Annotated in this window: 19 protein-coding genes; 11 read left to right on the forward strand and 8 right to left on the reverse strand. The window is 68.4% G+C overall.

What is annotated here, in order from left to right:
- Positions 1–9 precede the first annotated feature (9 nt).
- The 3 genes from AC5RW2_RS21175 to AC5RW2_RS21185 are packed head-to-tail and all read right to left on the reverse strand — an operon-like array spanning position 10 to position 3,580.
- Positions 10–906 carry a MaoC family dehydratase gene (locus tag AC5RW2_RS21175; RefSeq protein ID WP_494025906.1) on the reverse strand — a complete coding sequence of 299 codons (897 nt, stop codon included), beginning with the start codon at positions 904–906 and terminating at the stop codon, positions 10–12.
- The gene (locus AC5RW2_RS21180) at positions 903–2,243 is read right to left on the reverse strand and encodes a 3-oxoacyl-ACP reductase (protein ID WP_494025905.1); all 1,341 of its coding nucleotides are present in this window, start codon (positions 2,241–2,243) and stop codon (positions 903–905) included. The genes AC5RW2_RS21175 and AC5RW2_RS21180 overlap by 4 nt, the downstream gene beginning before the upstream one ends.
- On the reverse strand, positions 2,243–3,580 hold the full coding sequence (locus AC5RW2_RS21185; protein WP_494013966.1) for an acetyl-CoA C-acetyltransferase: 1,338 nt from the start codon (positions 3,578–3,580) through the stop codon (positions 2,243–2,245). The genes AC5RW2_RS21180 and AC5RW2_RS21185 overlap by 1 nt, the downstream gene beginning before the upstream one ends.
- 78 nt (positions 3,581–3,658) lie before the next feature.
- Between AC5RW2_RS21185 and AC5RW2_RS21190 the strand changes: the two genes are divergently transcribed.
- From AC5RW2_RS21190 to AC5RW2_RS21215, 6 genes are all read left to right on the forward strand, one after another.
- On the forward strand, positions 3,659–4,456 hold the full coding sequence (locus tag AC5RW2_RS21190) for a TetR/AcrR family transcriptional regulator (RefSeq protein ID WP_494023096.1): 798 nt from the start codon (positions 3,659–3,661) through the stop codon (positions 4,454–4,456).
- 78 nt (positions 4,457–4,534) lie between these two features.
- Positions 4,535–6,643, forward strand: coding sequence for an acyl-CoA dehydrogenase family protein (locus AC5RW2_RS21195; RefSeq protein ID WP_494023097.1), 2,109 nt, complete (start codon positions 4,535–4,537; stop codon positions 6,641–6,643).
- A gap of 237 nt (positions 6,644–6,880) precedes the next feature.
- Positions 6,881–8,341, forward strand: a complete 1,461-nt coding sequence (locus AC5RW2_RS21200) for a DUF3375 domain-containing protein (protein WP_494023098.1) — start codon at positions 6,881–6,883, stop codon at positions 8,339–8,341.
- Positions 8,341–9,186: a DUF4194 domain-containing protein gene (locus AC5RW2_RS21205; protein ID WP_494023099.1), complete on the forward strand. Its 846-nt coding sequence runs from the start codon at positions 8,341–8,343 to the stop codon at positions 9,184–9,186. Before AC5RW2_RS21200 ends, AC5RW2_RS21205 begins: the two co-directional genes overlap by 1 nt.
- A gap of 1 nt (position 9,187) precedes the next feature.
- Positions 9,188–12,514, forward strand: coding sequence for an ATP-binding protein (locus tag AC5RW2_RS21210; RefSeq protein WP_494023100.1), 3,327 nt, complete (start codon positions 9,188–9,190; stop codon positions 12,512–12,514).
- Between the two features lie 171 nt (positions 12,515–12,685).
- Positions 12,686–13,708, forward strand: a complete 1,023-nt coding sequence (locus tag AC5RW2_RS21215; protein ID WP_494074508.1) for a DUF808 domain-containing protein — start codon at positions 12,686–12,688, stop codon at positions 13,706–13,708.
- Positions 13,709–14,639: 931 nt separating this feature from the next.
- On the opposite strand, the gene AC5RW2_RS21220 is transcribed toward AC5RW2_RS21215, so the two are convergent.
- Positions 14,640–15,422: an Ltp family lipoprotein gene (locus tag AC5RW2_RS21220; RefSeq protein ID WP_494074509.1), complete on the reverse strand. Its 783-nt coding sequence runs from the start codon at positions 15,420–15,422 to the stop codon at positions 14,640–14,642.
- An 834-nt stretch (positions 15,423–16,256) separates the two neighbouring features.
- Here AC5RW2_RS21220 and AC5RW2_RS21225 point away from each other — a divergent pair.
- Positions 16,257–16,694, forward strand: coding sequence for a protein-tyrosine phosphatase family protein (locus AC5RW2_RS21225; RefSeq protein WP_494074510.1), 438 nt, complete (start codon positions 16,257–16,259; stop codon positions 16,692–16,694).
- Between the two features lie 13 nt (positions 16,695–16,707).
- Here the strand turns inward: AC5RW2_RS21225 and glgA are convergent, their stop codons facing one another.
- Positions 16,708–17,904 (reverse strand): glycogen synthase, encoded by a 1,197-nt coding sequence (gene glgA, locus AC5RW2_RS21230; RefSeq protein ID WP_494074511.1) that lies wholly within the window; start codon positions 17,902–17,904, stop codon positions 16,708–16,710.
- Between the two features lie 89 nt (positions 17,905–17,993).
- Here glgA and glgC point away from each other — a divergent pair, with 89 nt between their 5' ends.
- The 4 genes from glgC (at position 17,994) to AC5RW2_RS21250 (ending at position 23,988) form a co-directional block, all read left to right on the forward strand.
- A complete protein-coding gene (gene glgC / locus AC5RW2_RS21235) occupies positions 17,994–19,286 on the forward strand; it encodes a glucose-1-phosphate adenylyltransferase (RefSeq protein ID WP_494074543.1) in 1,293 nt (430 codons plus the stop codon).
- Between the two features lie 104 nt (positions 19,287–19,390).
- Positions 19,391–20,500 carry a YeiH family protein gene (locus tag AC5RW2_RS21240; RefSeq protein ID WP_494074512.1) on the forward strand — a complete coding sequence of 370 codons (1,110 nt, stop codon included), beginning with the start codon at positions 19,391–19,393 and terminating at the stop codon, positions 20,498–20,500.
- Positions 20,501–20,539: 39 nt separating this feature from the next.
- The gene (pepN, locus tag AC5RW2_RS21245) at positions 20,540–23,155 is read left to right on the forward strand and encodes an aminopeptidase N (RefSeq protein WP_494074513.1); all 2,616 of its coding nucleotides are present in this window, start codon (positions 20,540–20,542) and stop codon (positions 23,153–23,155) included.
- Positions 23,156–23,334: 179 nt separating this feature from the next.
- Positions 23,335–23,988: a dihydrofolate reductase family protein gene (locus AC5RW2_RS21250; RefSeq protein ID WP_493999681.1), complete on the forward strand. Its 654-nt coding sequence runs from the start codon at positions 23,335–23,337 to the stop codon at positions 23,986–23,988.
- A gap of 29 nt (positions 23,989–24,017) precedes the next feature.
- Here AC5RW2_RS21250 and lplAB read toward each other — a convergent pair whose 3' ends face one another.
- The 3 genes from lplAB to AC5RW2_RS21265 form a co-directional block, all read right to left on the reverse strand.
- On the reverse strand, positions 24,018–25,079 hold the full coding sequence (gene lplAB / locus AC5RW2_RS21255) for a lipoate-protein ligase LplAB (RefSeq protein WP_493999680.1): 1,062 nt from the start codon (positions 25,077–25,079) through the stop codon (positions 24,018–24,020).
- Between the two features lie 284 nt (positions 25,080–25,363).
- Positions 25,364–25,699 (reverse strand): DMT family transporter, encoded by a 336-nt coding sequence (locus tag AC5RW2_RS21260; protein ID WP_493999679.1) that lies wholly within the window; start codon positions 25,697–25,699, stop codon positions 25,364–25,366.
- Between the two features lie 10 nt (positions 25,700–25,709).
- Entirely contained in the window at positions 25,710–26,024 is a 315-nt protein-coding gene (locus AC5RW2_RS21265) for a DMT family transporter (protein ID WP_493999678.1), read from the reverse strand.
- Between the last annotated feature and the right edge of the window lie 10 nt (positions 26,025–26,034).

The raw sequence follows: 26,034 nt of genomic DNA on the forward strand, positions 1-26,034 counted from the left end.
CCACGCCGCTCAGCCGGCGAGCGTGTGGACGCTGCCCGTGAAGTGCAGCCGGTGGCTGCGCTCCCCCCAGCCGGTGAACTCGGAAGCTTCCCAGGACCCGTCGCGTTCCGTGTCATGGATCCTGACGGCCACGGTGGCGGGCAGGAAGACCGGAGCGGCAAAGTCGATGCGCCAGCTGAAGGGTTCGCTGGCCGTGGCTTCCACGCTGGTCAGGACCCGGGAGGCCAGGTACATCCCGTGGGCGATGGACCGCTTGAGCCCCAACATCTTCGCGGACACCGCGCTCAGGTGGATCGGGTTGAAGTCGCCGGACACCCCGGCGTACTCGCGCCCGGCCTCCGGCCCGAGCCGCCAGCGGGCCGTCGGCTGCGGCGGCGTGAAATCGGCGCGCTCCGGGCGGGCTGCCTTGTCCAGGCCGGGCAGGTAGACCGCCTTGGCCAGGTAGTCCGAGACACCTTCCCACACGGCCTCGCCGTCGGCCTCGATCCGGGTGTGCAGTTCGACCTGCGTGCCCGCGTGGTGGCCGCGGAGGCCCTCGGCCCAGGCCGTGACGGCCAGGGGCTCGGTGAAGTGGACCGGCCGCAAGTGCCGCACCCGATTGGCCAGATGGACCATGCCGAGCAGCGGCAGCGGAAAGTCCGGCCGCGTCATCACGCTCATCGCCACGGGGAACGCGACCGAGTGCAGGAACACGGAGGGCAGGGTGTCCCGCACGGTGCCGTGGACCAACTGCTGGAACCCGCTGATCCGCTCGGGGGTGATCTGCACTCCGTGCAGGGTATGCCGCGCCGCCGGGACCTGCTCGGCGTGCTGTCCCACGCCCAGCTTGTGCCGCGCGGCCGTCGACGCCGCCGTCAGGTAGAGGCGCGAGAGCGTGGGCATCTCCCCCAGGATGACTTCGTTCATGCGCCGACCATGCTTTGCCCGCAGACCCGCAGGGTTTGGCCGTTGATGCCGCCCGCAGCATCGCTGGCCAGGAAGGAGACGGCCTCGGCGACATCGCGCGGCTGTCCGCCCTGTTGCAGCGAGGAGAGCCGGCGTGCCACTTCCCGGGTCAGGAACGGCATCCGGGCGGTCATGTCCGTCTCGATGAAGCCCGGTGCCACGGCGTTGATGCTGCCGCCGGCGTCGGCGAACCCGGCGGCCGAGGCCCGGACCATTCCGATGATTCCCGCCTTCGACGCGGCGTAATTGGTTTGCCCGCGGTTGCCCGCAATGCCGCTGGTCGAGGCCAGCGAAACCACGCGCGGCCGCCCGCGGAACGCGCCCGAGGCCAGCAGCTGCCCGTTCATCGTCAGCTGCGAGGTGAGGTTGACGGCGATCACGGAGTCCCATTTGGCCTGGTCCATGTTGGCCAACAGTTTGTCCCGGGTGATGCCGGCGTTGTGGATCACGATGTCCAGTCCGTGGTGCCGCTCCACGGCATGGGCGGCGATCTTCGCGCCGGCATCGGCCGCGGTGATGTCCAACTGCAGGGCGGTGCCGCCCACCCGGTTCGCGACCTGCGCCAGCTGTTCCCCCGCCGCGGGGACATCGACGACGACGAGTTGTGCGCCGTCGCGGTGCAGGGTCTCGGCGATGGCAGCGCCAATGCCGCGCGCGGCGCCGGTGACGACGGCGACCTTGCCGGTCAGCGGACGGTCCGGATCCGCGGGGAGCGAGCCGTCGTCGGAGCCGACCAGCAGGAACTGCCCGCTGACGTAGGCGCTCCGGGCCGAGAGCAGGAAGCGCAGGGGTCCCAGGACGGCCGGTGCTCCGGCGTCCACGCCTTCGCCGAGCAGGATGCCGTTGGCGGTGGCGCCGCCGCGCAGCTCATGGGCCAGTGACCGCAGCGACCCGTCCACCGCCTGGCGCGCGGCGGCCTGCGCGGGCCGGGCGGCGCCGTCGGCGGGCCGGGATACGGTGATCACGCGGCCGCCGGGGGCCAGGTCCCTGAGGCTGGCGCCGGCGCTGAGCATGGGCTCCGACAGGTCCTCGGGCGCTTCCAGCTCGTCGAGCACCAGCACGATGCCGCCGAGGCGTTCCTTTGGTGCCGCATGCCGGCGAACGTCGAGGTCCCACCCGAGCATTTCCTTGGCCACCGTGTCGGCGCCGGCGCCCGCGCCGAGCACCAGGACAGGTCCGGGCAGCAGCGGTGCGCCGGGCCGGTAGCGCCGCAGCACGGCCGGCTGCGGCAGCCCCAGCTTCTTGGCCAGGCTCTTCACCGGTCCGGCGTTGACCAAATCCACGTACCGGTCGGTCATCAGTTCGCCTCCAGGATGGCGACGACGCCCATGCCGCCTGCGGCGCAGACGGAAATCAGGCCGCGCGTGGTGCGGGACTCGGCGTCGGCCTTCTCGCGCAGCATCTTGGCCAGGCTGGCCACCAGGCGTCCGCCGGTGGCCGCGAAGGGATGGCCGGTGGCCAGAGAGGAGCCATTGATGTTGAGGCGGGTCCGGTCGATGGCGCCCAGGGGCTTCTCGAGGCCCAGCTTGTTGCGGCAGAACTCCTCGCTTTCCCACGCGGCCAGGTGGCACAGCACCGTCCCGGCGAAGGCCTCGTGGATCTCGAAGAAATCGAAGTCGGCGAACGTCAGGGCCTGCCGGGCCAGCAGCCGGGGCACGGCATAGGCCGGCGCCATCAGCAGTCCTTCCTTGCCGTGCACAAAATCAACGGCGGCGGCCTCGGAGTCCACCACCTCCGCCAGCACCGGCAGGTCGTTACTCCGGGCGTACTCTTCCGAACTGAGCAGCACGGTGGAGGCCCCGTCGGTCAGCGGCGTGGAGTTGCCGGCCGTCATGGTTGCCTCGGCGCCGAGGTTCTTGCCGAACACCGGCTGCAGCTTGCCCAGCTTCTCCAAGGTGGTGTCGGCGCGCAGGTTGGAGTCCTTGGCCAGGCCCCGGTAGGGCGTCATGAGGTCATCGAAAAACCCGCGCTCGTAAGCTGCCGCCAGGTTGTGGTGGCTGGCCAGGGCGAGTTCGTCCTGCGCGTCGCGGCTGATGTTCCAGGCCGCGGTGGTCAGCGCCTGGTGCTCGCCCATCGACAGCCCTGTCCTCGGCTCGGCCGTGCCCGGCGCGTTGGGGGCCAGATCCTTGGGCCGCAACTTGGCGATGGCGGTCAGCTTCTGCTGCATGCTCTTGGCGCGGTTCAGTTCCAGGAGGACGGCCCGGAGGCCCTCGCTGACGGCGATCGGTGCGTCCGAGGCGGAGTCCACGCCGCCGGCGATGGCGGAGTCGATCTGCCCCAGTTTGATCTTGTTCGCCAGGCCCATCACGGTTTCCAACCCGGTGGCGCACGCCTGCTGCAGGTCGTACGCAGGTGTTTGCGGTGAAAGCGCCGAGCCGAGCACCGCCTCGCGGGTGAGGTTGAAGTCGCGCGAGTGTTTAAGGACAGCGCCGGCGGCCACCTCGCCGATGCGTTCGTCCTGCAGCCCGAACCGTGCCACCAGCCCGTCCAGGGCCGCGGTGAGCATGTCCTGGTTGCTGGCCTGGGTGTAGGCTCCGTTCGCGCGGGCGAAGGGGATGCGGTTGCCGCCGACGACTACTGCCCTGCGCAGTCCGTTGGCGGAGCGGGTGCCGGTGGCGTCAGGTGAAGTGGCCATGTGGGCTCTCCTCGATTGGGTGCGGAGCGGAACAAACGACAGTTACCGTAACCAAGCGTACCTGATACGCTGAGTTACGTGAACACCGCCACAGGCCGCCAGGCCGCCTCGAATCCGGCGACGCCCGCGGACGGCCGCTCGGCCCGTTGGGACCGTCACCGGACGGAACGCCGCCGGGAGCTGATCCGGGCGGCGCGGCACGCGGTGCACCGGCTTGGCCCCGATGCGTCCATGGAGGAGATCGCGGCGGCGGCCGGGACGTCCAAGCCCGTCTTCTACCGCTACTTCGGCGACAAGGCCGGCCTGCAGCGGGCCATGGGCGAGGTGGTGATCGGCCGGATGCAGGCCCGGCTCCAGGAGGCCGCCGCCACCGCGACCACGGCCCGGGAGGGCCTGCACGCCATGGTGTCGGTCTACCTGCAAATGGCCGAATCCTCGCCGCACGTGTACGCGTTCGTCACCCGGGCCGCGCCGTCCGAGCCGCCGGCCGCACCGCAACCCGGCGCGGAGGAAACTCGGCCGGCCGGTGCACCGGCCGCCGCCACGGAGGACGGCAGTTCCGCCGTCCTGCAGGACTTTTTCGCCAACGTCACCGCCATGATCGAGGCTCCGCTGCGCGGCCACCTGGCCGCGGCAGCGGGGAATGCCGCGGAATTGGCGGCCGCATCCTACTGGCCCCGGGCCGCCATCGGCATGGTGCGTGCGGCCGGTGAATGCTGGCTGGCGGCTCCCGCCGATGAAACCAAGCCGAGCCGGGAAGTCATGACGGGCCTGCTCACCCAATGGCTGCTGGGTGGCGTCGCACCGGACAACGGAGCTCCCGCAGCTGGCTCCGGGCCACCCGGCCGTTCCCGCAACGCCCCGGGCATGGACTGACCGCCCGCACCCGGCCGCCCCGCCCCGCCGCCTTCCCCGGCCCCACCGACACACACCTGACGACCGAAGGAACATCCGATGACGTATACGCCCGCCCTGGAAACCCCGGAACCGGTTGAAGACAACGGAGCCACCGTGGATGTGGCCGAACTCGGCCGGCTCCTGCTGGGCCGCTGGGCCGACATCCGCCAGGCGGCACGCGACCTGGCCGGCCGCCCGGAACTCCACCGCATCGACGGGCTGACGATGGAGGAGCACCGGCAGCGGGTCTTCGGGCAGTTGAAGTACCTGGTGGACACCGGCGCCGTGCATCGTGCCTTCCCCGCACGGCTCGGCGGCGAAGACAATCACGGCGGCAACGTGGCCGGTTTCGAGGAACTCGTCACCGCCGACCCCTCGCTGCAGATCAAGGCCGGTGTGCAGTGGGGCCTGTTCGGCGCGGCGGTGCTGCACCTGGGCACCCGGGAACACCATGACCAGTGGCTGCCGGACATCATGAGCCTCAAGACGCCGGGCGCCTTCGCCATGACCGAAACCGGCCACGGATCCGACGTGGCAAGCATCGCCACCACCGCCACCTACGAACCGGCCACGCAGGAATTCGTCATCCACACACCCTTCCGGGCCGCGTGGAAGGACTACCTGGGAAACGCCGCCAACGACGGCCTGGCCGCGGTGGTGTTCGCGCATCTCATCACCCGGGGCGTCGACCACGGCGTCCACGCCTTCTATGTGCCCATCCGGGACGAACAGCACAACTTCCTGCCCGGCATCGGCGGCGAAGACGACGGTTACAAGGGCGGGCTCAACGGCATCGACAACGGCCGCCTGCACTTCGACCATGTCCGCATCCCGCGCGCCAACCTGTTGAACAGGTATGGCGACGTGGCCGAGGACGGCACCTACACCTCCCCCATCGCCAGCCCGGGCCGCCGCTTCTTCACCATGCTGGGAACCTTGGTGCAGGGCCGCGTGTCGCTCGACGGCGCCGCGGTGGCCGCCAGCAAGGTAGCCCTGGCCATCGCGGTGCGCTACGGCACCGAGCGCCGGCAGTTCAATGCGTCCTCGGACACCTCCGAAGAGGTCTTGCTGGACTACCAGCGCCACCAGCGGCGCCTGCTGCCGCGGCTGGCCACCACCTACGCGGCGTCCTTCGCGCACGAACAATTGCTGGAGAAGTTCGACGACGTGTTCTCCGGCGCCCACGACACCGACGAGGACCGGCAGGACCTGGAAACCCTGGCCGCCGCCCTGAAGTCGCTCAGCACGTGGCACGCGCTGGACACCCTGCAGGAGTGCCGGGAGGCCACCGGCGGGGCAGGTTTCCTGGCCGAAAACCGCTTCGCGGCGCTGCGCGCCGACCTGGACATCTACGCGACCTTCGAGGGCGACAACACGGTGCTGCTGCAGCTGGTCGCCAAGCGGCTGCTCGCGGACTACGCCAAGGAGTTCCGCCACGCAGACTTCGGCGTGATGGCCCGGTGGGTTGCCCACCAGGCGGCCGACGCCACCTTCCACCGCACCGGCCTGCGCCAGGTGGCCCAGACGTTCGCGGACAGCGGTTCGGAGCGCAAGAGCGCCAACTACCTGAAGGATCCGGAGTCGCAGCGCCAGCTGCTCACCGACCGGGTCTCCACCATGGTCGCCGGCATCGGCGGCGCGCTCCGCAATGCCACGAGGCTGCCGCAGGCGGAGGCCGCGGCGCTGTTCAACGAACACCAGCATGAGCTGATCGAGGCCGCCCGCGCACACGCGGAACTGCTGCAGTGGGAGGCCTTTACCGCCGCACTCGGGCAGATCGACGACGACGGTACCCGCCGGGTGCTGACCTGGTTGCGGGACCTGTTCGGCCTGTCGCTGGTGGAGAAAAACCTGGGCTGGTACCTCATGCACGGGCGGCTCTCCGCCCAGCGCGCCCGCATCCTTGGGGGGTACGTCAACCGTCTGCTGTCCCGGCTCCGCCCGCATGCCCGCGACCTCGTGGACGCCTTTGGCTACGGGCCGGAGCATCTGCGCGCGAAGATTGCCACCGGCGCCGAGCAGGAACGCCAGGACGACGCCATGGCCTATGCCCGCTCGCGGCGGGCCAGCGGCGACGCCCCGGTGGACGAGAAGGTGCTCGTCGCCCGCCGGAAGGCCGCCGAGAAGCTCGCCGCGCGACGCCAAAAGCTGCCGGCTAGCAGCTAGGCGAACGACGGCGAGGCCAGGCCGGAGGCGATCCGTTTCGCCACGGCGGGCACACCGCCGTCGTCAGCGGGGTAACCCAGGGCGACGCGGCGCCGCCACGGCGGGCACGCCGCCGTCGTCAGCAGGCATCCCCGGGCGACACGGCCCACCCGTGGCGGCCGCCGCCGTCGTCAGCGCAGTTGGAGCGGCTAAGATTTTCTGGGCCCGCTTTTCCCTTCCGCGGGCGGAAAGCACAGCATGTCCTTCACCCAGAACGCCCTTGCCCGCTGGCAGGAGCTGCAGGCCTTGTCCGCGACGCCGGGCCTCAAGCTCGCCGCCGCCAGCCCGTGGGTGCCCGCGCTGTTCCGGACCGCTTTCACCCGCTCCCGGCCGCAGCTGCCGCTGGAGGAGTTCCACCGCAACACCGACGCGATCCTGGCCGAGCTGCGGCGCGCCGGGGTGCCGCTGCGGGAGGATTGGTCCGCCCGCCAGTACGCGGACGACTGGGTGGCCCGCAGGTTCCTCTCCCGCCTGCGCGAGGGCGGGCGGTTCGTTTACGAGCCCACCGAAGCGACAGTGCGCTTTTTGGAGTATCTGGACGGCTTGACCGGGGCTTCCTCCTCCCTGAACAGCTCCCGCCTGGCCACGCTGCTCACCCGGGTCGAGGCCCTGGCCCATGAGACCGATCCCGACCCCGAGGCGCGCATTGCCGTGCTCCGGGCCGAAATCGCCGAACGGCAGGAAAAGATCCGCGCGCTGGAAGCAGGCGACGCGCCGGCGGCGGTGCCCGCAGCCGCGGCGGCGGAGGCGGCACGCGACATCCTGGCGCTGGCGGCCGGGCTGCCGGCCGACTTCAAGCGGATGCGCGACGGCTTGGAGCGCATGCTGCACACGCTGCGCGCCGAAATCGTCGAGTCGAATGCCACCAAGGGCATCACCATGGGCGAGGTGCTCGACGCCGACAAACGGCTGCGCGGCACCAGCGAAGGCCGGACGTACGAGAGCTTCACGGCGTTCCTGAACGACGAGGACCAGCAGCAGCGCTTCCGGCAGGCGATCGCCGACGTGCTCGAGCGGGACTTCGCCGACGGCCTGGAGCCGGAGGACCGGAGGGCCCTGCAGCAGCTCATGCCCCAGTTGCGGGCGCAGGCGGCCGAGATCCACCGCATCTACGGGCGGCTCTCGGAGAGCATGCACACCTTCGTGCAGTCGGACGACTACCGCGAATCGGTCCAGCTGCGCCAGGCGATTCGGGCTGCCGAGGCCGCGATCTTCAAGTCGCGGCACAGCCTGCCGGGCCGGCGTGCGGTGGTACCGGCGCCGCAGTTGTACGGCTCCGGCTTCGAATCGGTGAGCATGATCCGGCTCTACGACCCGCAGGATCACCAGGCGCCGGCGAAGTTGCCGCCGCCGCCCGAGTTCACCGAAGCGGACATCCGCCGCGCGGTACGCACGCCGCAGGCTGACGCCGAGGTGCTCTCCCGTGCGGTGCGCACCGCCGTCGAAGCACGCGGGCCGGCGCCGTTGTCGGCGGTCTACGACCAGCTGGAACCGGAACACCGGCACCTGAACAGCCTGCGCTGGCTGCTGCACCGGGCCTTGAATACCGGCGGCGTGCTCGATCCGGACGCGACCGACAGCGTGACCCTGATCCAAATCGACGGCAGCGAACGAACCGCGGTGCTGCCCGCCGTCACTTTCACGAAAGCTGCAGACTAATGAACGAGTTGACCGAGGACGAGTTGACCGGGGTTTCCGCCCATCCGCCCGCAGGGCCCGAGGACGCGGCCGCACCGGAGGAAGCGGATCCCGCCGAGGCTGCCGGGCCGGAGGAGGCGGATCCCGCCCAGGCTGCCGGGCCGGAGGAGGCGGATTCCGCCGAGGCTGAGGAGGCGACCGCCCGCAACGAGATGGTGGACGGGCCCGAACTCTTCGACGGCGATACCGGCAAGCTGCCCCTGAAGCTGCGCCAGGCCCTGGTCCGGCTGCTGCGCGGCCCCTACCTGCACGCCGGCTCCACGGACCGGGTCTACGACACCGTGGTGGAACACCGCCGCGTCCTCGCCTCCCGGCTCAGCGAGCTGTTCCTGCAACTGGTCATCGACGAAGACCGCAAGGTCGCCATGCTGCGGCCTGTCCCCATGGCCGAACCGCACACCAACGCCCTGCAGCGGCAGCGGGAGATGACGCGCGAGGAGACGCTGCTGCTCCTGCGCATGCGGCTCGTCCAGGATCGCCACGCCGGCACCGGGACGGAGCCGCTGATCAGCCGGGCCGACGTGATCGACGTGCTGCAGGACTACGTGGACCCCGAACAGCACGACGCCAAACACGTCGAGGACCTGGCCGATGCCTCCATCCGCAAGCTGTCCAACGAGCGCCGGCTGCTGGAAGCCACCGAACTTTCGGACGTGTGGGTCATTTCCCCGGCCCTGCCGCTGGCCTTGCCCTTCGAGAACATCGGCGACATTCCGGCGGTGATCGGCTCGCTGGCCGGTACTCTCCCGCCGGCCGGCGAGGCGCCGGAGACGGACCAGTTGGCTGTCGAGGGCGAGGAGGCCTGACATGAGCATCGAGACGATCCTGCCCCTGGACGGGCTGCTCAATCCCGGCCAGCACCGCCTCAGCCGCGTGCAGCTGGTCAATTGGGGCACCTTCGACGGCTCCCACTCCATCCGCGTGGACCGCGCCGGAACGTTGCTGACCGGCGGCTCCGGGGTGGGCAAGTCCACCATCTTCGACGGCATGCTGCAGGTGCTGGACGCGCGGCCGAAGATGAACGAGGCCGCCCAAACCAGCGCCGGCAGCGCCGCCGAGGAACGGCGCACCGCGTTCAGCTACATGCGCGGACGGCTGGGCGCCACCCCGGCGGACGGCGACGGGTCCCGGAACGCCACGTTCTACCAGCGTCCCGGTGCCACCTGGTCGGCGGTCTGCCTGACCTTCGACAACGCCCTGGGGCAGACCACCAGCCTGTCCGTGCTGCTGGACCTGCCGGCCAACGGGACCGAACACAATGTGGGCCGTTTCTATGTGCTGCATAACAAGGCCCTGGACATTCCCGCTTTGGAGGCCCGCATGCTGGGCCGGTTCAGCAAGACCTCGCTGGAGGCCCTGTTGCCGGGCAGCCAGGTCTTCGATTCGCACAAGGCGTTTGCCGAGCGATTCCGGCAAGCGCTGGGCATCGACCAGGAAAAGGCCTTCGGCCTGCTGCGGACGCTGCAGACGGGCAGGGGCCTGGGCGGCACCGTGAACGACTTCTTCCGCAACCATGTGCTGGACACGCCCCGGACGCTGGCCGCCGCGGAGGAGGCCGTGGAAGACTTCAGCCACCTCAGCAGCATCAGGCGGCAGCTGGAACGCGCCCGGCAGCAGCGGGACCTGCTGGCCCCCGTGCCCCGACTGCATCGGGAGCTGCAGCAGGCGCAGGCCGGGCTGGAGCGCAACCGCGTGTTGGCGGACGAGGCCCTGCCGCTCTACCGGCGACGTTTGGCGCTGGACTGCCATGGCCGGCAGATCGACCGGCTGGAAGCGGAAGCAACGGCGGCGACGGCCGCGCTGGCAACCGCCGAAGCGGCACGCGACGGGCTCCGGGAGAAGGCGGCGTCGCTCAGGGCGCGCTACGGCAGCGAAGGAGGCTCCGCCGTCGCCACCCTGGAACGGGAGCTGGCGGCGGCCCAGGCCGAGCTGCGGGCCCGCCAGTCCGTCGAAGATGCCCTCCGGGGCGAGCTGGCGGCCGCCGGGATTGAAGCAGATTTCAGTCCCGCCGGCCTCGCTGCCGCGCGCAGCCGTGCCGCCGTGCTGGCCAAGGACCTGGCCAAGGCGGCCGAGTCGGCCCGCGAACGGAGCAACGATGCCCAGGGCGAGGCCTGGACCCTCAAGGGCCGGATCCGTGCGCTGGAGGAAGAAATCGAGTCCTTCCGGCGCCGCACCAGCAACATCCGTCCCGACAGCCTGGAGCGCCGCCGGCAGATCTGTGCCGCCACCGGCATCGCGGAAGAGGAACTTCCGTTCGCCGGCGAGCTGATCGACATGGCCGCCGCCGAGGCCCGCTGGCGCCCGGCTGCCGAACGCGCACTGCGGTCGTTGGCCGCCGCAATGCTGGTCCCGGGCGACCGGATGAAGGCCGTCACGCGCTACCTGAACGAGCACAATATCCGTGGCTTCCTGCGGATCATCGACGTCAGCGCCCCGCTGGACGGAAAGGCCGACGCCGGCGACGACGACCTGGTCACCAAACTGGTCACCAAGGATTCCGCCATGGGGCACTGGGTCCGGCGCAAGATCACGGCGCACTACGACTACGTCTGCGTCGACGACCCGGACGAACTGGCACACGTCGCCCGCGGCGTCACCCTGGGCGGCGCGGTAAAGCGCAGCAGCAGCACCACGGAAAAGGACGACCGGCACACCGGGGCGTCCGATTATTTGCTCGGCTTCGACAACCAGGACAAGATTGCCGCCCTCGCCGCGCGGTTGTTGGAACTGCGCGAGACGTACGGCACGGCGGATGCCGAATCCGCCGAACGCGCCCGCGAGCAGCAGGATCTGGGCCGCCGGCTGGCCGCAGCCAAGGCCGTGGCGGCCGACACACGCGACTGGGAGGAGGTTTCCGCCGAAGCACACGCCGCCGCCGTGGCCGCGGCGGCGGAACGCCTGGAGCAGGCCCGGGATGCCAACGCGGACCTGGAGCAGTTGCGGTTCGAGCTGGAAACGGCGGAACTGGACCTCACGGCCGCCACGGAGAAGATCGGTGTGCTCAAGGGCGACGCCGCCCGGCTGACCGCCGACCTGGACGCCGCGCGCAGTCGCCGGGACGCCCTGGCCGCCACCGGTGATGCCGCCGGGCAACTGACGGACGAACTGGCCTCCGAGCTGGACGCCCTCTTTGCCCCGCACGGGGAGATCACCGACCTGGCCTTCCTGGGGGACGTCTGCACCCGGATCGAGCGCGCGCTGCTGGAATCCCGCGGCCTGCTGGCGCGGACCCGGCTGGAGGCCGGCAACCAGCTGGTGAAGATCTTCGAGTCCTACGGCAGGCAGTGGGGCTCAGACCACGGCACGTCGCTGGAGGCCGCCGCCGACTACGAGGCGCGCTACCACGACATCGTGGGCGAAGGGCTGCCGCAGCGGGAGGCTGAATTCCGCGAGTACTTCAACAACCGCACCTACGAACGCTTCAGCGACCTGCTCCAGTTGCTGGACGAAGAACGCCGCAGCATTGCGTCCCGCCTGCAGCCGCTGAACCAAATCCTGCGGCGCGTGAAGTACCACGAGGACAGCCACCTGCAGATTGAGATCGCCAACGCGGTGCCGGACGCGTCGCACAAGTTCCGCACCGACCTGAAGAACGCGCTGCCGGTCATGGGCAGGCGGCAGACCGCCGAGGACATGGACGCCCGCTACCTCGCCCTGGAGCGGATTGTGGAGAGGCTGGCCTCCGAGGACGAGCGCCGCTGGCGCGCCGAGGTCCTGGACGTGCGGTCGCACGTGGACATCACCTGCACCAATCTCCTGGCGGACGGCCGCGCCTACACCAACCTGCAGGCCAGCCTGATGTCCGGCGGCGAGGGCCAGCGCTTCACCGCGTTCATCATGGCGTCGGCGCTGGCCTACCAACTGGGCATCGCCGGGCAGGGCTTCAGCACCTTCGGCACGGTGATGATGGACGAGGCCTTCGTGAAATCATCGCTGGCGTTTGCCGAGGCCAGCATCAACGCTCTGCACGAATTCGGTTTCCAGCTGCTGTTGGCCGCCCCCGAGGACAAGGTGGACCTGGCCCGCTTCCTCGGTTCGGTCACCGAAGTCCTGCGCGACGAATCCGCCAACCGGTCGGGCATCCTGGAACGCGGCCACTCCCTGGCACGGCCGGTGGACATCGTGTTGCGCTGATTGCTCGTCCCTGGCCGACCTCGATGAACGCCTCCCGTCTGGCCTCCATCAACGCACTCCCCCGGGCGGACGGGCGTCGCGCCGCCGTATACTTTTGAGCATGCCGATCACGCACCTCAACCGTGGCCTCTACGTCCAGCAGTCAGCCATCGAGCAACGCGGAGGCGATCTGTGAGCGGCGGTCTCGTCGCCCTGCTCGACGACGTCGCGGCCCTGGCCCGCATCGCGGCCGCCTCGGTGGACGACGTCGCGGCGGGCGCCGCCAAGGCCGGGGCCAAGGCCGCCGGCGTGGTGATCGACGACGCCGCCGTCACCCCGCAGTACGTGTCCGGGGCGGACCCTTCCCGCGAACTGCCGATGATCAAGCGCATCTTCTGGGGCTCGCTCCGGAACAAGCTGCTGATCATCCTGCCGGCGCTGCTGCTGGTCAGCGCCTTCATCCCGGGGGCGATCCCGTTCATCCTCATGCTGGGCGGCACCTACCTCTGCTACGAGGGCGCCGAAAAGGTCTGGCACAAGGTTCGCGGCCACCACGAGGCCGACAAGGCGCCGGCGGTCGAGCGGGGTCCGGAGGCGGAGTCCAAGGTCGTCAAGGGCGCCATCACCACCGACTTCATCCTGTCCTGCGAGATCATGGTGATCTCGATGAACGAGGTGGGCGACGCCTCTCTGTGGGTCCGGGCGCTCATCCTGGTCGTCGTGGCGATTGCGATCACGGTGCTCGTGTACGGCGCCGTCGGGCTCATCGTCAAAATGGACGACATCGGCCTGCACCTGACCACCAAGGACTCCGCGGGCTCGCAGCGCTTCGGCGCGCTGCTCGTCAAGGGCATGCCCGCGGTGCTGGCCGCGATCACTTTCGTCGGCACGATCGCGATGCTTTGGGTCGGCGGCCACATCATGCTCCAGGGGGCATACGACCTCGGCTGGCACGCTCCCTATGACCTGGTCCACGTCCTCGAGGGCCCGTTCGCCGGGATCCCGGTGGCCGGCGGCTTCCTGGCCTGGCTCGTGAACACCCTGTGCTCGGCCGTCCTCGGACTCGCCTGGGGCCTGGTCGTCATGGCAATCCTGCACCCGTTGCTCAAAGTGCTGCCCTTCGGCAAGAACAAGGGCGGGCATGAAGAGGGCGACGTCCGGGCCGCCACAGCCGGCCATCACCCGCCGGGACGCGACGCCGATCCTGCCCCCTGATTCATAAGCTGCCGGGTAGCCTGTTTCCCCGCCGAATACCGGCCTTGGGCCCGCGCAAACGTCGGCACCCGTGGCTATGGCCTAGTGCGGTGGGACATGGCGCTGCGTTTGGGGGCGGCAGCGAGGGCCTTGGTGAACCGGGAAGGGCCGGAGGCGAAGTGGCCACTGTGGAGCAGGGCGATGACCTCCACGTTCAGCGGATTGCGTTGTCGCCCAGTGCGACGTCGAGAACGCAGGTTGCCACTAGGGAGCGAAATCTTCTGCCGCGTCGCTGGCGAATGCAGGCACGTGCTCATCATGAAACGGCAACATGAGCGGCAGTGCTCGGCGCGGGACGTGGCGTCGAAGGCCTGCCGTGCGTTGTCGAGCGGGTGAATTTCCGCCGGAATGACCACCAGGGGGCTTCCTGTTGAATCGACTACGTCTGCGTCTGCGCGCTACCGGCCTTGAGTGCTTTGGCTTTCGCGTCCTTTAGCCTACGCCTTCAGCGTGCTGGTGATCTTCGCCTTGGCCTTTGCCTGGGCTTTCGTTTCGGCTTAGTCCTTGACGAACTTCACGGAGGCATCCTTGGATGCCTTGGTGACAGCGATGTTGGCTGCCGTCTGGGCGCAACTCTGGCTGCAGAGGACCTTGCGCGTGGCGATTGCTTCTCGGTTCGCTTCAGACTGGTGACCTCGTAGGTCACGGTCTGGCTTATCGTGGGTCTTGGTCACGGTGAGCGGGCCCTTGGCCCGTCGATGGCTGTTTACGAGCCTCGGCGACACCTTAAACCATCTGGACCGCCGACTTCCACGGAGTTCCCGGGCAGGATCGCGCTCCTGTTATCCGTTGTGATCCCGTATGAACGGCTTTCCCAACGACAACCAGATAGGGCTCATAGCCGCTCGACGGTTGACTACAAGCCCTATCGGGGCAACACATCTACTAAAAATTAGAGACCCGTTTGGCTCACTCCATACTCTGCCTGCTCCGGCGTGAAGCCCTCGAAGATTAGCTGGTCGATCAGCCCCTGGCGGGAGAAAGCTTGGAAGTCGAGGTAGTTCTGGGCTGCCTTGGCTGCTTGTTCGTTCCAGTCGACCTCAACACGGTCAACCGCCCACGTCGCGTCCTCAGTGGAGTACTCTTCAAACTCCAGCTGCTGGATTAATCCAGTGCGCGAAAAAGCCTGGAAGTCGATGTAGTTCTGAGCGGACCGCAGGGCGTTCTTCTGGCTGACCGTACCCTCAGCCGCCTTGGCTTCTGCTTCAGCCTTGGCCGCAGCCTCGTCCTCAGCCTGTTTGGCAGCCTCTGCTTCCGCTTCTTCTTTTGCTCTTGCCTCGGCTTCCGCTTCGGCCTTCTCGGCAGCTTCAGCGCTGGCCTGGGCCTCGGCCTCAGCGTCCACACTGGGCTCGGCCGCCACCGGGGTTTCCTGAACCTGGCTGCTCTGGTCGGACGAGACTGGATCTTCGCCGCCGCAGCTGCCGATGCCGATGATCAGTGCCAGTACACCGGCCGGGATGATTACGCGCTTCTTCTTGTACCAGGGACGGGCAGTCTTAACTTGGGCTGTCCCCACGGGCTGCTCTCCTCCGGGACGCTGATCCGACGGCTTACCGTTAGGTAGTGGTGTGTTGCTTTTCATGAAAACCCCCTGATTGGATCGCTCCAAGTAGCGATTATTGATGTGACCTGCTGCTCTGGAGGTGATAGCCAGAGAATTCAAGGCAAGCCCCATTACTACATAAGACCAATAAACCTTATCGCCCCCAGCCCGAAGCTGTGGAAAAGGTGATCGAGATGTGACGTAACCGTGAAGGCAGGTCCGTCCGATGGGAGGTCACACCCGCTGCTTTAGACACCGGAAGCGGACGTTCTGAGTCCTCTTTCCGCTCTGTTGGCACCCAAAGTCAGAGCCTCTCGGGAGCCGCTTTCTTAAGGATGCACCGGATGAGTGCGAGATAGCCGTTATCTCCAGTCCCTTTACACTTTAAGGACGTAAGACAGGTGGAGGCAGCGTCATGACAACGCCATGGGATACGCGACCTCAGCGAAGCCGAGGAAACGACCAGAGTGCCTTTACAAATGAAGCCGGACCACGTCGTTCGCGGTGACGCCCTAGAAGCACCTCCACGGATCGCAATTAATCTGTGAAAACCAGTACGATTATTTTCAAACCTTCTGACGGTACTGAGACTGATCATTGCGCTCGTTATCAGAATCGACGACGACTTTTGTCTGTCGAAAACGCAGGACGAGACATCTCCGGAGCAGTTTGCAACGCGGGACGTCGGGCGAAGGTGAGTGGCGAAGCGTACGTTCATCCGCGGACGTACTGCCGAGACGGCAAGGTGTAGCCCCTTTCATGCCGCATTCAGCGGGGATCGAGTAACCGACACGCCGGAACGCTATGCGCAGCCGGTCAGCGAGATTGAGGGCGGAACCCAGCAGCCTCTCATCGCTGCCACGCCTACAACGGATATGGCTTACTTGCATTCTTCTCACAGCTGCGCAAACGCTTAGGCATCCATACGGTGAGACGTGGCGCGCCGTCGGGGCTATCCTCTCTGGCATGGGATCACCGTGGGATCCCGGGCTGCCGGGGGTGCTGCGGCTGCCGTCCGGGAGGCTGCTGCGCGGCCGTGCGCTGCGTGTTCCGCTGCCGCCGGGTCCCGCGCCGGAATTCGCCCTGTACCTGAAGCACCGTGCTCCGGCCTCCACCCTGTGGGAGCAGCGGTGGGTGCGCTGGCGCGATCTCCGGCTGCCGGAAGACCTGTCGGACGCCGAGGCGGCCTTCCGCGAAGCCTGGCTGCGCGCCGGGGACGAACGGGTGGAGGTCGCCTGCTACGGAGGCCGCGGGCGGACCGGCACGGCGCTGGCCTGCATTGCGATTCTCGACGGCGTTCCCGCCGCCGAGGCCACCCGCTACGTCCGTGAGCGCTACCGCCCCGGCGCCGTCGAAACCCCATGCCAGCGACGGTTTGTGCGCCGGTTCCCCCAACGCCAGTAGCGGGCTGCGCCTCCTACGCGAGCACGCTGCGGTAAAGACCCAGGGTCTTCTCGGCGATGGAGTCCCAGGAGAAGTGCTCCTCGGCCCGCCGGCGGCCCGCCTCGCCCTGGCGGCGGGCGGCGGCGGGGTCATCCAGCGTCTTGTTGAGCGCGGCGGCGAAGTCGCGGACGAACTGTTCCTCGTCCAGCGGGGTTCCCGTCCCGTCGCTCGCCTGCTCCAACGGCACCAAAGTGCCGGTGACGCCGTCCTCGACCACCTCCGGAATGCCGCCGGTGGCGCTGGCCACCACCGGGGCACCGCAGGCCATGGCTTCAAGGTTCACGATGCCCAGCGGTTCGTAGATCGACGGGCACGCGAAGACGGTGGCATGGCTGAGCACCTGGATCAGTTCCGGCCGCGGGAGCATCCGCTCGATCACCACGACGCCGTCGCGCGTCCCGCGCAGCCCGGCCACCAGGGCATTCACCGCGGCCGCCAGTTCAGGGGTGTCGGCGGCTCCGGCACACAGCACCAGCTGCACTTCCGGCGGCAGCAACGACGCTGCACGCAGCAGGTACGGCACGCCCTTCTGCCGGGTAATCCGTCCCACGAAGACCACGCTGGGCCGGTCCGGGTCGATTCCCAAGGCGCGCACCGCGTCGTCGTCGTAATCCGGTTTCCATTCCTGCACGTCCACGCCGTTGTGGACCACGTGCACCCGGTCCGGATTCACGTCGGGGTAGCTGCGCAGAATGTCCCTGCGCATTCCCGCGGAAACGGCCACGACGGCGGCGGCCGCCTCGTAGGCGGTGCGCTCCGCCCAGGACGAGAGCCGATAGCCCCCACCCAACTGCTCCGCCTTCCACGGGCGCAACGGCTCCAGCGAATGCGCGCTGAGCACGTGCGGCACATCGTGCAGCAGCGACCCCAAATGCCCGGCCATATTGGCATACCAGGTGTGGGAATGAATCAGGTCCGCACCGGCGAAGCCGTCCAGCATCTCAAGGTCGACGCCGAGGGTCTGCACCGCGGCATTGGCTTTCCGCAGTCCGGCCGGGACCCCGTAGCTGCGCACCCTTGCGCCATAGAAGTCAGACGGCCGGTCGGCCCCGAAGGCATGCACGTGCAGATCCACTCTGCCGGCCAGCACCCGGCTGAGCTCGGCCACGTGTACGCCGGCTCCGCCGTAGATTTCCGGCGGGAATTCTTTTGTCACAATGTCTACACGCACGACACCTAACGTAGTGCACGCCCGGCCCTTCCTCTACTGTGTGTTGACAAGGGGGACGTGTGTCGGTCCGGCACTGGACCGCGAATGCGATGGGATGGACGATGCCACAGAAGAAGGTTTTGGCCGTTGTGCTAGCCGGCGGCGAGGGAAAGCGCCTGATGCCGCTCACAGCCGACCGGGCCAAACCGGCCGTGCCCTTTGCGGGCAGCTACCGGCTGATCGATTTCGCGTTGTCCAACCTGGTCAATTCCGGATACCGGGAGATCGTGGTGCTGACGCAGTACAAATCGCACAGCCTGGACCGGCACATTTCGGAAACCTGGCGCATGGCCTCCCAGTTGGGCAACTATGTTGCCTCGGTACCGGCGCAGCAACGGCGGGGCAAGAGCTGGTTCCTGGGCAGCGCCAATGCCATCTACCAGTCCCTGAACCTGATCCATGACGCCCGGCCGGACATCGTGGTGGTGGTCGGCGCGGACCACGTCTACCGGATGGACTTCTCCCAGATGGTGGAGGAGCACATAGCGTCCGGCGCGGCCGCCAGTGTGGCCGCGGTGCGCCAGCCGCTCTCGCTGGCCAATCAGTTTGGCGTGATCGAGTCCGAGCCCGATGCGCCCACCAAGATCCGCGCCTTCGTGGAGAAGCCCGCGACCACTCCCGGCCTGGCGGATGACCCGGACAGTTTCCTGGCGTCCATGGGAAACTACGTCTTCAACACTGACGCACTGCTGCAGGCCCTGGAAGCCGACGCCGAGCGGCTGGACACCAACCACGACATGGGCGGCGACATCATCCCCTATTTCGTGGAACGCGGCGAAGCAGCCGTCTACGATTTCACCGCGAACGACATTCCCGGCTCCACCGGGGCCGACCAGCAGTACTGGCGCGACGTCGGCACGCTGGATTCCTACTACGAGGCCCACATGGACCTGATCAGCCCGCTGCCCGCCTTCAATCTCTACAACCTGCGGTGGCCGATCTATACGCGCCAGTCGGTTTCTCCCCCGGCCAAGCTGGTGCGCGGAGTCAGCGGCACCGCCGGCACGGCGCACGACTCCCTCCTGTCCCAGGGCGTGGTGGTTTCGGGAGCAGAAGTCACCGAGTCGGTGCTCTCCACCGACGTCTTCGTCGCCGAAGGCGCCCAGATCCACGGGAGCGTGCTGTTGGACAAGGTGACGGTGGGTGAGGGAGCCGTGGTCCGGAGGGCGATAGTGGACAAGAACGTCCGCATCCCGGCCGGCGCCACCATCGGCGTCGATCCGGAACTGGACCGCGCGCGGGGCTTCACGGTCACCGAGTCCGGGCTGACCGTCCTGAGCAAGGACCAGAAGGTCATCCTCGGCCCTACGGCGAGCGCCGAGCACAAGGCGGCTTCTTTGTAGCAGCGGGGACAAGTTCATGGCCTTGTCCCCCCGCCCACCCTCTCTGTTGAAGGGAGGGTGCCGATTGCGCCCGGACCGCGGACCGCAGGCGGTACGGTAGCGAAGTGCCTCAACCTCAGTCACCGCAGTCCCGCCCTGCCCGGCCCGGTCCGCCGGCCGGGCCGCAGGATCCGGGGCGGCGCGCCACACCTTGGCTGCTCCGCATCGGTCCGGGGCTGCTCTTTGCAGCGGCCGCAGTAGTTGCCGCCCACGGCCTGCACTGGCTCGCGCCGGCCGTCCCGGTGATGAGCTTCGCCGTGGTCCTGGGGATCCTGGCGGCGAACCTGCCGCTTACTGCTTCGTGGACGCGTGGAGCGGCGCTTCCCGGGCTGGCTTTCTGCGGGCGGATGTTGATGCGTGCAGGGATTGTGCTGCTGGGTGCCCGGTTGGCGCTCTCGGACCTGGCCGAGCTGGGCTGGTTCGCCCTGGTGCTGGTGGTTCTGGTGCTGCTGCTGGCGTTCGGCGGAACCTACCTGCTGGCGCGCTGGCATCGTTTGCCCGGCGACCAGCCCGTGCTGCTGGCCGCCGGATTCTCCATCTGCGGGGCCTCGGCCATCGGCGCCGTCGCCGCGGCCCGGGGCAGCCGGAGCCAGGACACGCTGATGCCCGTCGCCCTGGTGACGCTGTGCGGCACGCTGGCCATCGGCGTCCTGCCGGCCGTCATGGCGGTCACCGGCATGACCCCGGAAGTGTTCGGCTTCTGGGCCGGGGCCTCCGTGCACGACGTCGGACAGGTGGTCGCCACCGCCCAGAGTGCCGGCACGGCGGCCCTGACCATCGCCGTCGTCGTCAAGCTCGCCCGCGTGGTGATGCTGGCACCCGTCACGGCCGCCGCGGCCTTGCACAGCCGGCGGAGGGCCAAGGCCGGAGCCGTCCACGCGGACGGGACCGCCGGGCCCGGCAAGCAGCCGCCGTTGGTGCCGCTCTTCGTGCTCGGTTTCCTCGCCCTGATGATGCTGCGCAGCGCGGGGTGGTTGCCGCAGCCGGTCCTGGACAGCATGGCGTCCGTGCAGGAACTATTGCTGGCCGCAGCACTGTTCGGGCTGGGCGCTGCCGTCCGCCTGCGGGAACTGCTCCGCTCCTCGCTGCCGGCCGTCTCCACGGCCCTGCTCTCCTGGCTGCTGATTGCCGGACTGGGGATCGGCGCAGCCTGGCTGGCGATGGGCGGACGCTAAGGGGCCGCGACCGGGCCCGCACATGGTTAAATGGGCCGGATGACGAACCAGAACCTCAGCCGCGACGAAGCGGCCGCACGGTCACGCATCCTGCAGGTGGAGCGCTATGAGGTCTCGCTGGACCTGCGCAACGCCGAGGACCCCGACGCGCCGGGTTTCGTCTCCAGCACCGTCATCACCTTCAGTTGCAGCGAACCGGGCGCCACGGTGTTTGCCGACTTCATCCACGGCGGCGTCCACTCCGTCACGCTCAACGGCCGGCCCCTGGACCTCGACGACGTGGTGGACGGTTCCCGGATCACGCTGCCCGGCCTCGAGGCCGAGAACCAGGCCACGATCACGGGCACCGCTCTGTACAGCAGCAGCGGCGAAGGGCTCCACCGGTTCGTTGATCCGGTGGACGCGCGAACGTACCTCTACACCCAATACGAACCGGCCGACGCGCGCCGCGTCTTCGCCAATTTCGAGCAGCCGGACCTGAAGGCCAGCTTCAGCTTCCACGTCGCCGCCCCCGCCCACTGGCTGGTGGCCTCGAACGCCGCGGTGGCCGTGACCGAGCCGATGGGCTCCACGCCCGGCTACTCCGTGCGCCGCTTCGAGCCGACGCCACGCATCTCCACCTACATCACCACCGTCCTGGCCGGGCCCTACCACGCGGCCACGGACACCTGGCAGGGCACCCTGCCCGACGGCGGACAACTGAGTGTGCCGCTTGGCGCCTACTGCCGGGCCTCGCTGGCCGACTCCTTCGATCCGGAGCAGATCTTCGCCGTCACCAAGGCCGGCCTGGATTTTTTCCACGAACTCTTCGACTACCCCTACCCGTTCGGCAAGTACGAGCAGGCGTTCGTGCCCGAATACAACCTGGGCGCCATGGAGAACCCCGGCCTGGTCACCTTCACCGAGGCCTACGTGTTCTCCTCCCGGGCCACCGACGCCCAGTACCAGGCCCGCGCCAACACCATCCTGCACGAGATGGCGCACATGTGGTTCGGCGACCTGGTCACCATGAAGTGGTGGGACGACCTCTGGCTGAAGGAATCGTTCGCCGACTACATGGGGTCCCTGGCGTCCGCCGAGGCTACGCAATGGACCAACGCCTGGATCACCTTCGCCAACCGGCGCAAGGGGTGGGCGTACGTGCAGGACCAGCTGCCCACCACCCACCCCATCGTCGCCGACATCCCTGACCTGGAAGCGGCCAAGCAGAACTTCGACGGCATCACGTATGCCAAGGGCGCCTCGGTGCTCAAACAGCTGGTGGCCTATGCCGGTTTCGACTCCTTCGTCGGCGCCTCGCGCCGGTATTTCCGCGAACATGCCTACGGCAATACCTCGCTGGCCGATTTCCTCACCGCTCTCAGCGCGGCTTCCGGCCGGGACATGGAGCAGTGGGCGCGGCAGTGGCTGCAGACCGCCGGCATCTCCACCCTGGGCGTGGACCTCGAGTACGACGGCGGTGCGATCGCCTCCGCGGCCGTCGTCCAGGAGGCGGTGGATCCGGTGACGCAGGAGCCGTCCTTCCGGCCGCACCGGTTGCGGCTGGGCCTGTACAACCCGGACGCCTCCGGCCGGTTGGTCCGCACGGACCAGCTGGAGCTGGACGTGGCGGGCCCGCGGACCGAGGTTCCGGAACTGGCGGGCCGCGAGGTTCCCGCCCTGCTGCTGCTCAACGACGAGGACTTGAGCTACGCCAAGGTCGTCTTCGACGCCCGCTCCCTGGAGACGGTGCTTTCCGGCCTGGACAAGGTCACCGATCCGCTGGCTCGCGCCCTGTGCTGGTCGACCCTGTGGGACATGGCCCGCGACGGGCGCCTCCCCGCCGCCGACTACGTGGAGGCTGTGCAGCGGTTCGCGCCGGCAGAAACCGAGAACAGCGTGCTGCAGGTGGTCCTGGACTGCGCCAAGACGGCGATGGACCGCTACGCGCCGGCGGAACTCCGGACAGGCCTGCGGGAAGCCTTTCTGGCCGCCGCCCGCCGGGAGGCGGAAGCGGCGGAGCCGGGCAGCGACCGGCAGCTGACCTGGGCGCGGTCGCTGGCGGCGGTCGCGCGCGCCGATGACGGCCAGGCGCCTTTCCTGCGCGGCCTGCTGGACAAGACCACGGTGCTGGAGGGGCTGAAGCTGGACACCGATTTACGCTGGCGTTTCTGGCAGGCGCTGGCGGCCACCGGCCACGCCTCGGCGGCGGAGCTGGATGCGGCCCTGGAAGCCGACCGCAACGCGGCGGCTCGTGCCGGCCACCTGGCCGCGATGACGGCACGGCCCGTTCCGGAGGTGAAGGCCGAGGCCTGGCACACCGCGGTGCATACCGATTCGCTGTCCAACGAGCTGCTGGACGCCACCATCGATGGTTTCTGCCAGGGCCCGCCCGGGCTTCACGCCGGGTATGTGGAACCGTACTTTGAGGAACTCGATCGAATCTGGTCGGTGAAGAGCATCGAGATAGCGGGCAGGCTGGTTCGGGGGCTCTACCCCATCACACAGGACCTGGTCTCCGGACAGGCACCTGCTGAACACCCCGTCGTCGTACGCACCGATGTCTGGCTCGACAGCCACGCCGGGGTGCCGGCCGCGCTGCGCCGCATCGTCATTGAACAGCGCGACCATCTGCTCCGGGCACTGCGCGCGCAGCAGGCCGGCGCCCGGGGCTGAGCGCAGGGCGGCCGAGCGGACGACGGCTGCGGACGGCGGGCGAGCGGCTGCAGGTGTATCGGCGGCCTTTGGCGCGCCGGTAGCCGCTGCACGGTTCCCTGCGCAGCCTCCGTGGAATAGGCTGTCGTCTTCCAGGGACCCGGCCCCTTGGACGCCGGGGTTCAGGAGCAGGAGGATTCGTGCCGAGACTGCGAGTGCACAATTTTTCCGTATCGCTCGACGGCTACGCAGCCGGCCCGAACCAGAGCGTTGAGGACCCGTTGGGAGTGGGCGGCGAACAGCTGCACGAGTGGGTGTTCCGGACCGCGGCCGGCAAGCGGATGGGCGGCGAGGGCGGGGGTTCCACCGGGCTGGACAACGACTTTGTCGAGGCCGGGCAGGAGGGCATCGGGGCCACCATCATGGGCCGGAACATGTTCGGGCCGGTGCGCGGTGAGTGGCCCTCCGTGGAGTGGCGGGGCTGGTGGGGCGAAGACCCGCCGTTCCATCATCCGGTCTTCGTGCTGACGAACTACCCGCGGCCGCCCATCACCATGGCCGGCGGAACCGTCTTCCACTTTGTCGACGACGGGATCGAGTCCGCCCTGCACCAGGCCTTCGACTCCGCCGCCGGGCAGGACGTCCGGCTCGGCGGCGGCGCATCTGCAGTCCGTCAATACGTGCGAGCGCGGCTCGTGGACGAACTGCACCTGGCCATGGTGCCCGTTCTGCTCGGCTCCGGCGAGCGCGTGTTCGAGGATCTGGACGCCGCGGCTCTCGGCTACGAATGCGTCGAATTCGCCGCCTCGCCGGCCGCGGCTCACGCCCGCCTGGTCAGGAGCAGGGACCGGTAGCCCGGCCGCTTTGGCTACCGCCGCTCACGCTACGGTACGCGGTGCAGCCATTCTTCCGTGCCGAACTTGGTCTCCACGAGTTCCCGGGCCATGGCCAGCTCTTCCTCGGAAAAACCGCTGTCCTCGGCGGCATAGCGGTCCTTGAAGGTTCGGATCATCACGTCGATGATTTCCTCGCGGGTCAGGCCGGTCTGCCGGCGCAGCGGATCCACCCGCTTCTTGGCGCTGGCGATGCCCTTGTCGGAAATTTTTTCCTTGCCGATCCGAAGGACATCGGTCATCTTGTCCGCGTCGATGTCGTAGGACATGGTCACGTGGTGCAGCATCCCGCCATTGGCCAACCGCTTCTGCGCCGCGCCGCCGATCTTGCCCTCCGGCGTGGCGATGTCGTTGAGCGGCTGGTAGAACGCCTTGATGCCCACCTTCTCCAGCGACGCCATGACCCAGGCGTCGAGGTACGCGTAGGACGCTTCAAAGCTCTGCCCGTCCACCAGCGTCTGCGGCAGGTACAGCGAGTAGGTAATCGCGTTACCGCGTTCCATGAACATGGCGCCGCCGCCGCTGATCCGGCGCACCACGGTGATGCCGTGGCGTTCCACCCCGTCCGGGTCCACTTCGTTGCGGACCGATTGGAAGCTGCCGATCACCACCGACGGCGCCTCCCATTCCCAGAACCTCAGCGTCGGCGGGCGCTTCCCGGCCCCCACCTGGCGGGTCAGGACCTCGTCCATCGCGACGTGCAGGTGCGTCGGCAGCGGGGTGGGTGGAATAACCTGCCAGTGATGGTCAAGCCAACCGGTGGCCTTGTTGAGCGCGCGGCGCACGGCCACGGCAACCGCATCGGCCGAGAAGCCAAACATTTGCGCGTCCGGCCGCAGCGCGGCGTTAATCGCGCTGGCATAGTGGCCGTGGGGGCTTTCGATGCTCATCCCGTCAAGCGCTGCGTTGATGTCCGCCAGTGCTTCATCCGGTTCCAAAAAGAAGTCGCCGCTGACGGACGGCCGGGTGATCTGTCCGTCCGCCACCTCGAAGTCCACGACCACGAGCTTGCCGCCCTGGACCTTGTACTCTCCATGGCGGTGGTCGGTCATGTGCGCTCCTTGGCAGTCTTCGGGCTATCGTGGCGGGGACGGTACCGGCAGCCAGGCGGCTGCGGTCGACGGTTTTCCCAGTCTAATCAAGGCCCGCGGACAGCCCGTCCGCGCGGGACTCAGGTTCCTCCCAGCTGCTGCCGGGGCTGTGCCCAGAACCCCCTCGTAGTGTCATAGACACCTCATCACGGTGCGAGTGAAAGAGGGGCCGGACGTGCCCGGTCCAAGCGCCGGCGGGTATTGGAGTAACTCCCCCAACCTCTCCACTACCCGCCGGCGCTTTTTCATGCCTTCTTCCCGTCGCCCGTATCGGCAAGCTTCAGCCCGATCACGCAGCCGATGATCCCGGCAACGAAGAGCAGTTTGAGCACGCTCGCGGGTTCTCCGCCGAACAGCATGGCGTAGCCGACGGTCAATGCTGCCCCGGCGCCGGTCCACACTGCATACGCCGTACCAATGGGGATGCCGCGCATGGCATAGCCCAGACCCACCATGCTCAGGGTCAGGGCCACGAAGAACACCACGGCGGGCCCCGTGCGGCTCAGTCCGTCCGACATCCCCAGCGCTGTTGCCCACACGGCTTCCAGGACGGCACTGATCAACAAAACAGTCCAATGCATGCCAGCCCCCTTAACCGATCGCCTTGAGGCCGACGACGCAGCCGATGATGCCCAGCAGCAGGAGTACGCGTATCAAGGTCGCCTTCTCGGCGCCGGTGACCATGGCAACCGCCGCGGTCAGCACCGCACCGATGCCGACCCAGACCGCATAGGCGGTCCCCACCGGTATGGCAGTCATGGCGTAGGCCAGGCCGGCCATGCTCAGGGCCATGGATACTACGAAAATGACGGTGGGCCAGAGCCGGCGGAAATTCTTTGATGCGCCCAGCGCCGTGGCCCAGACGGCTTCCAGGACGCCGGACAGAACAAGTATCAGCCATTCCATGTGTGATTCC

The sequence above is a fragment of the Arthrobacter sp. B0316-1-20 genome, assembly GCF_059091865.1.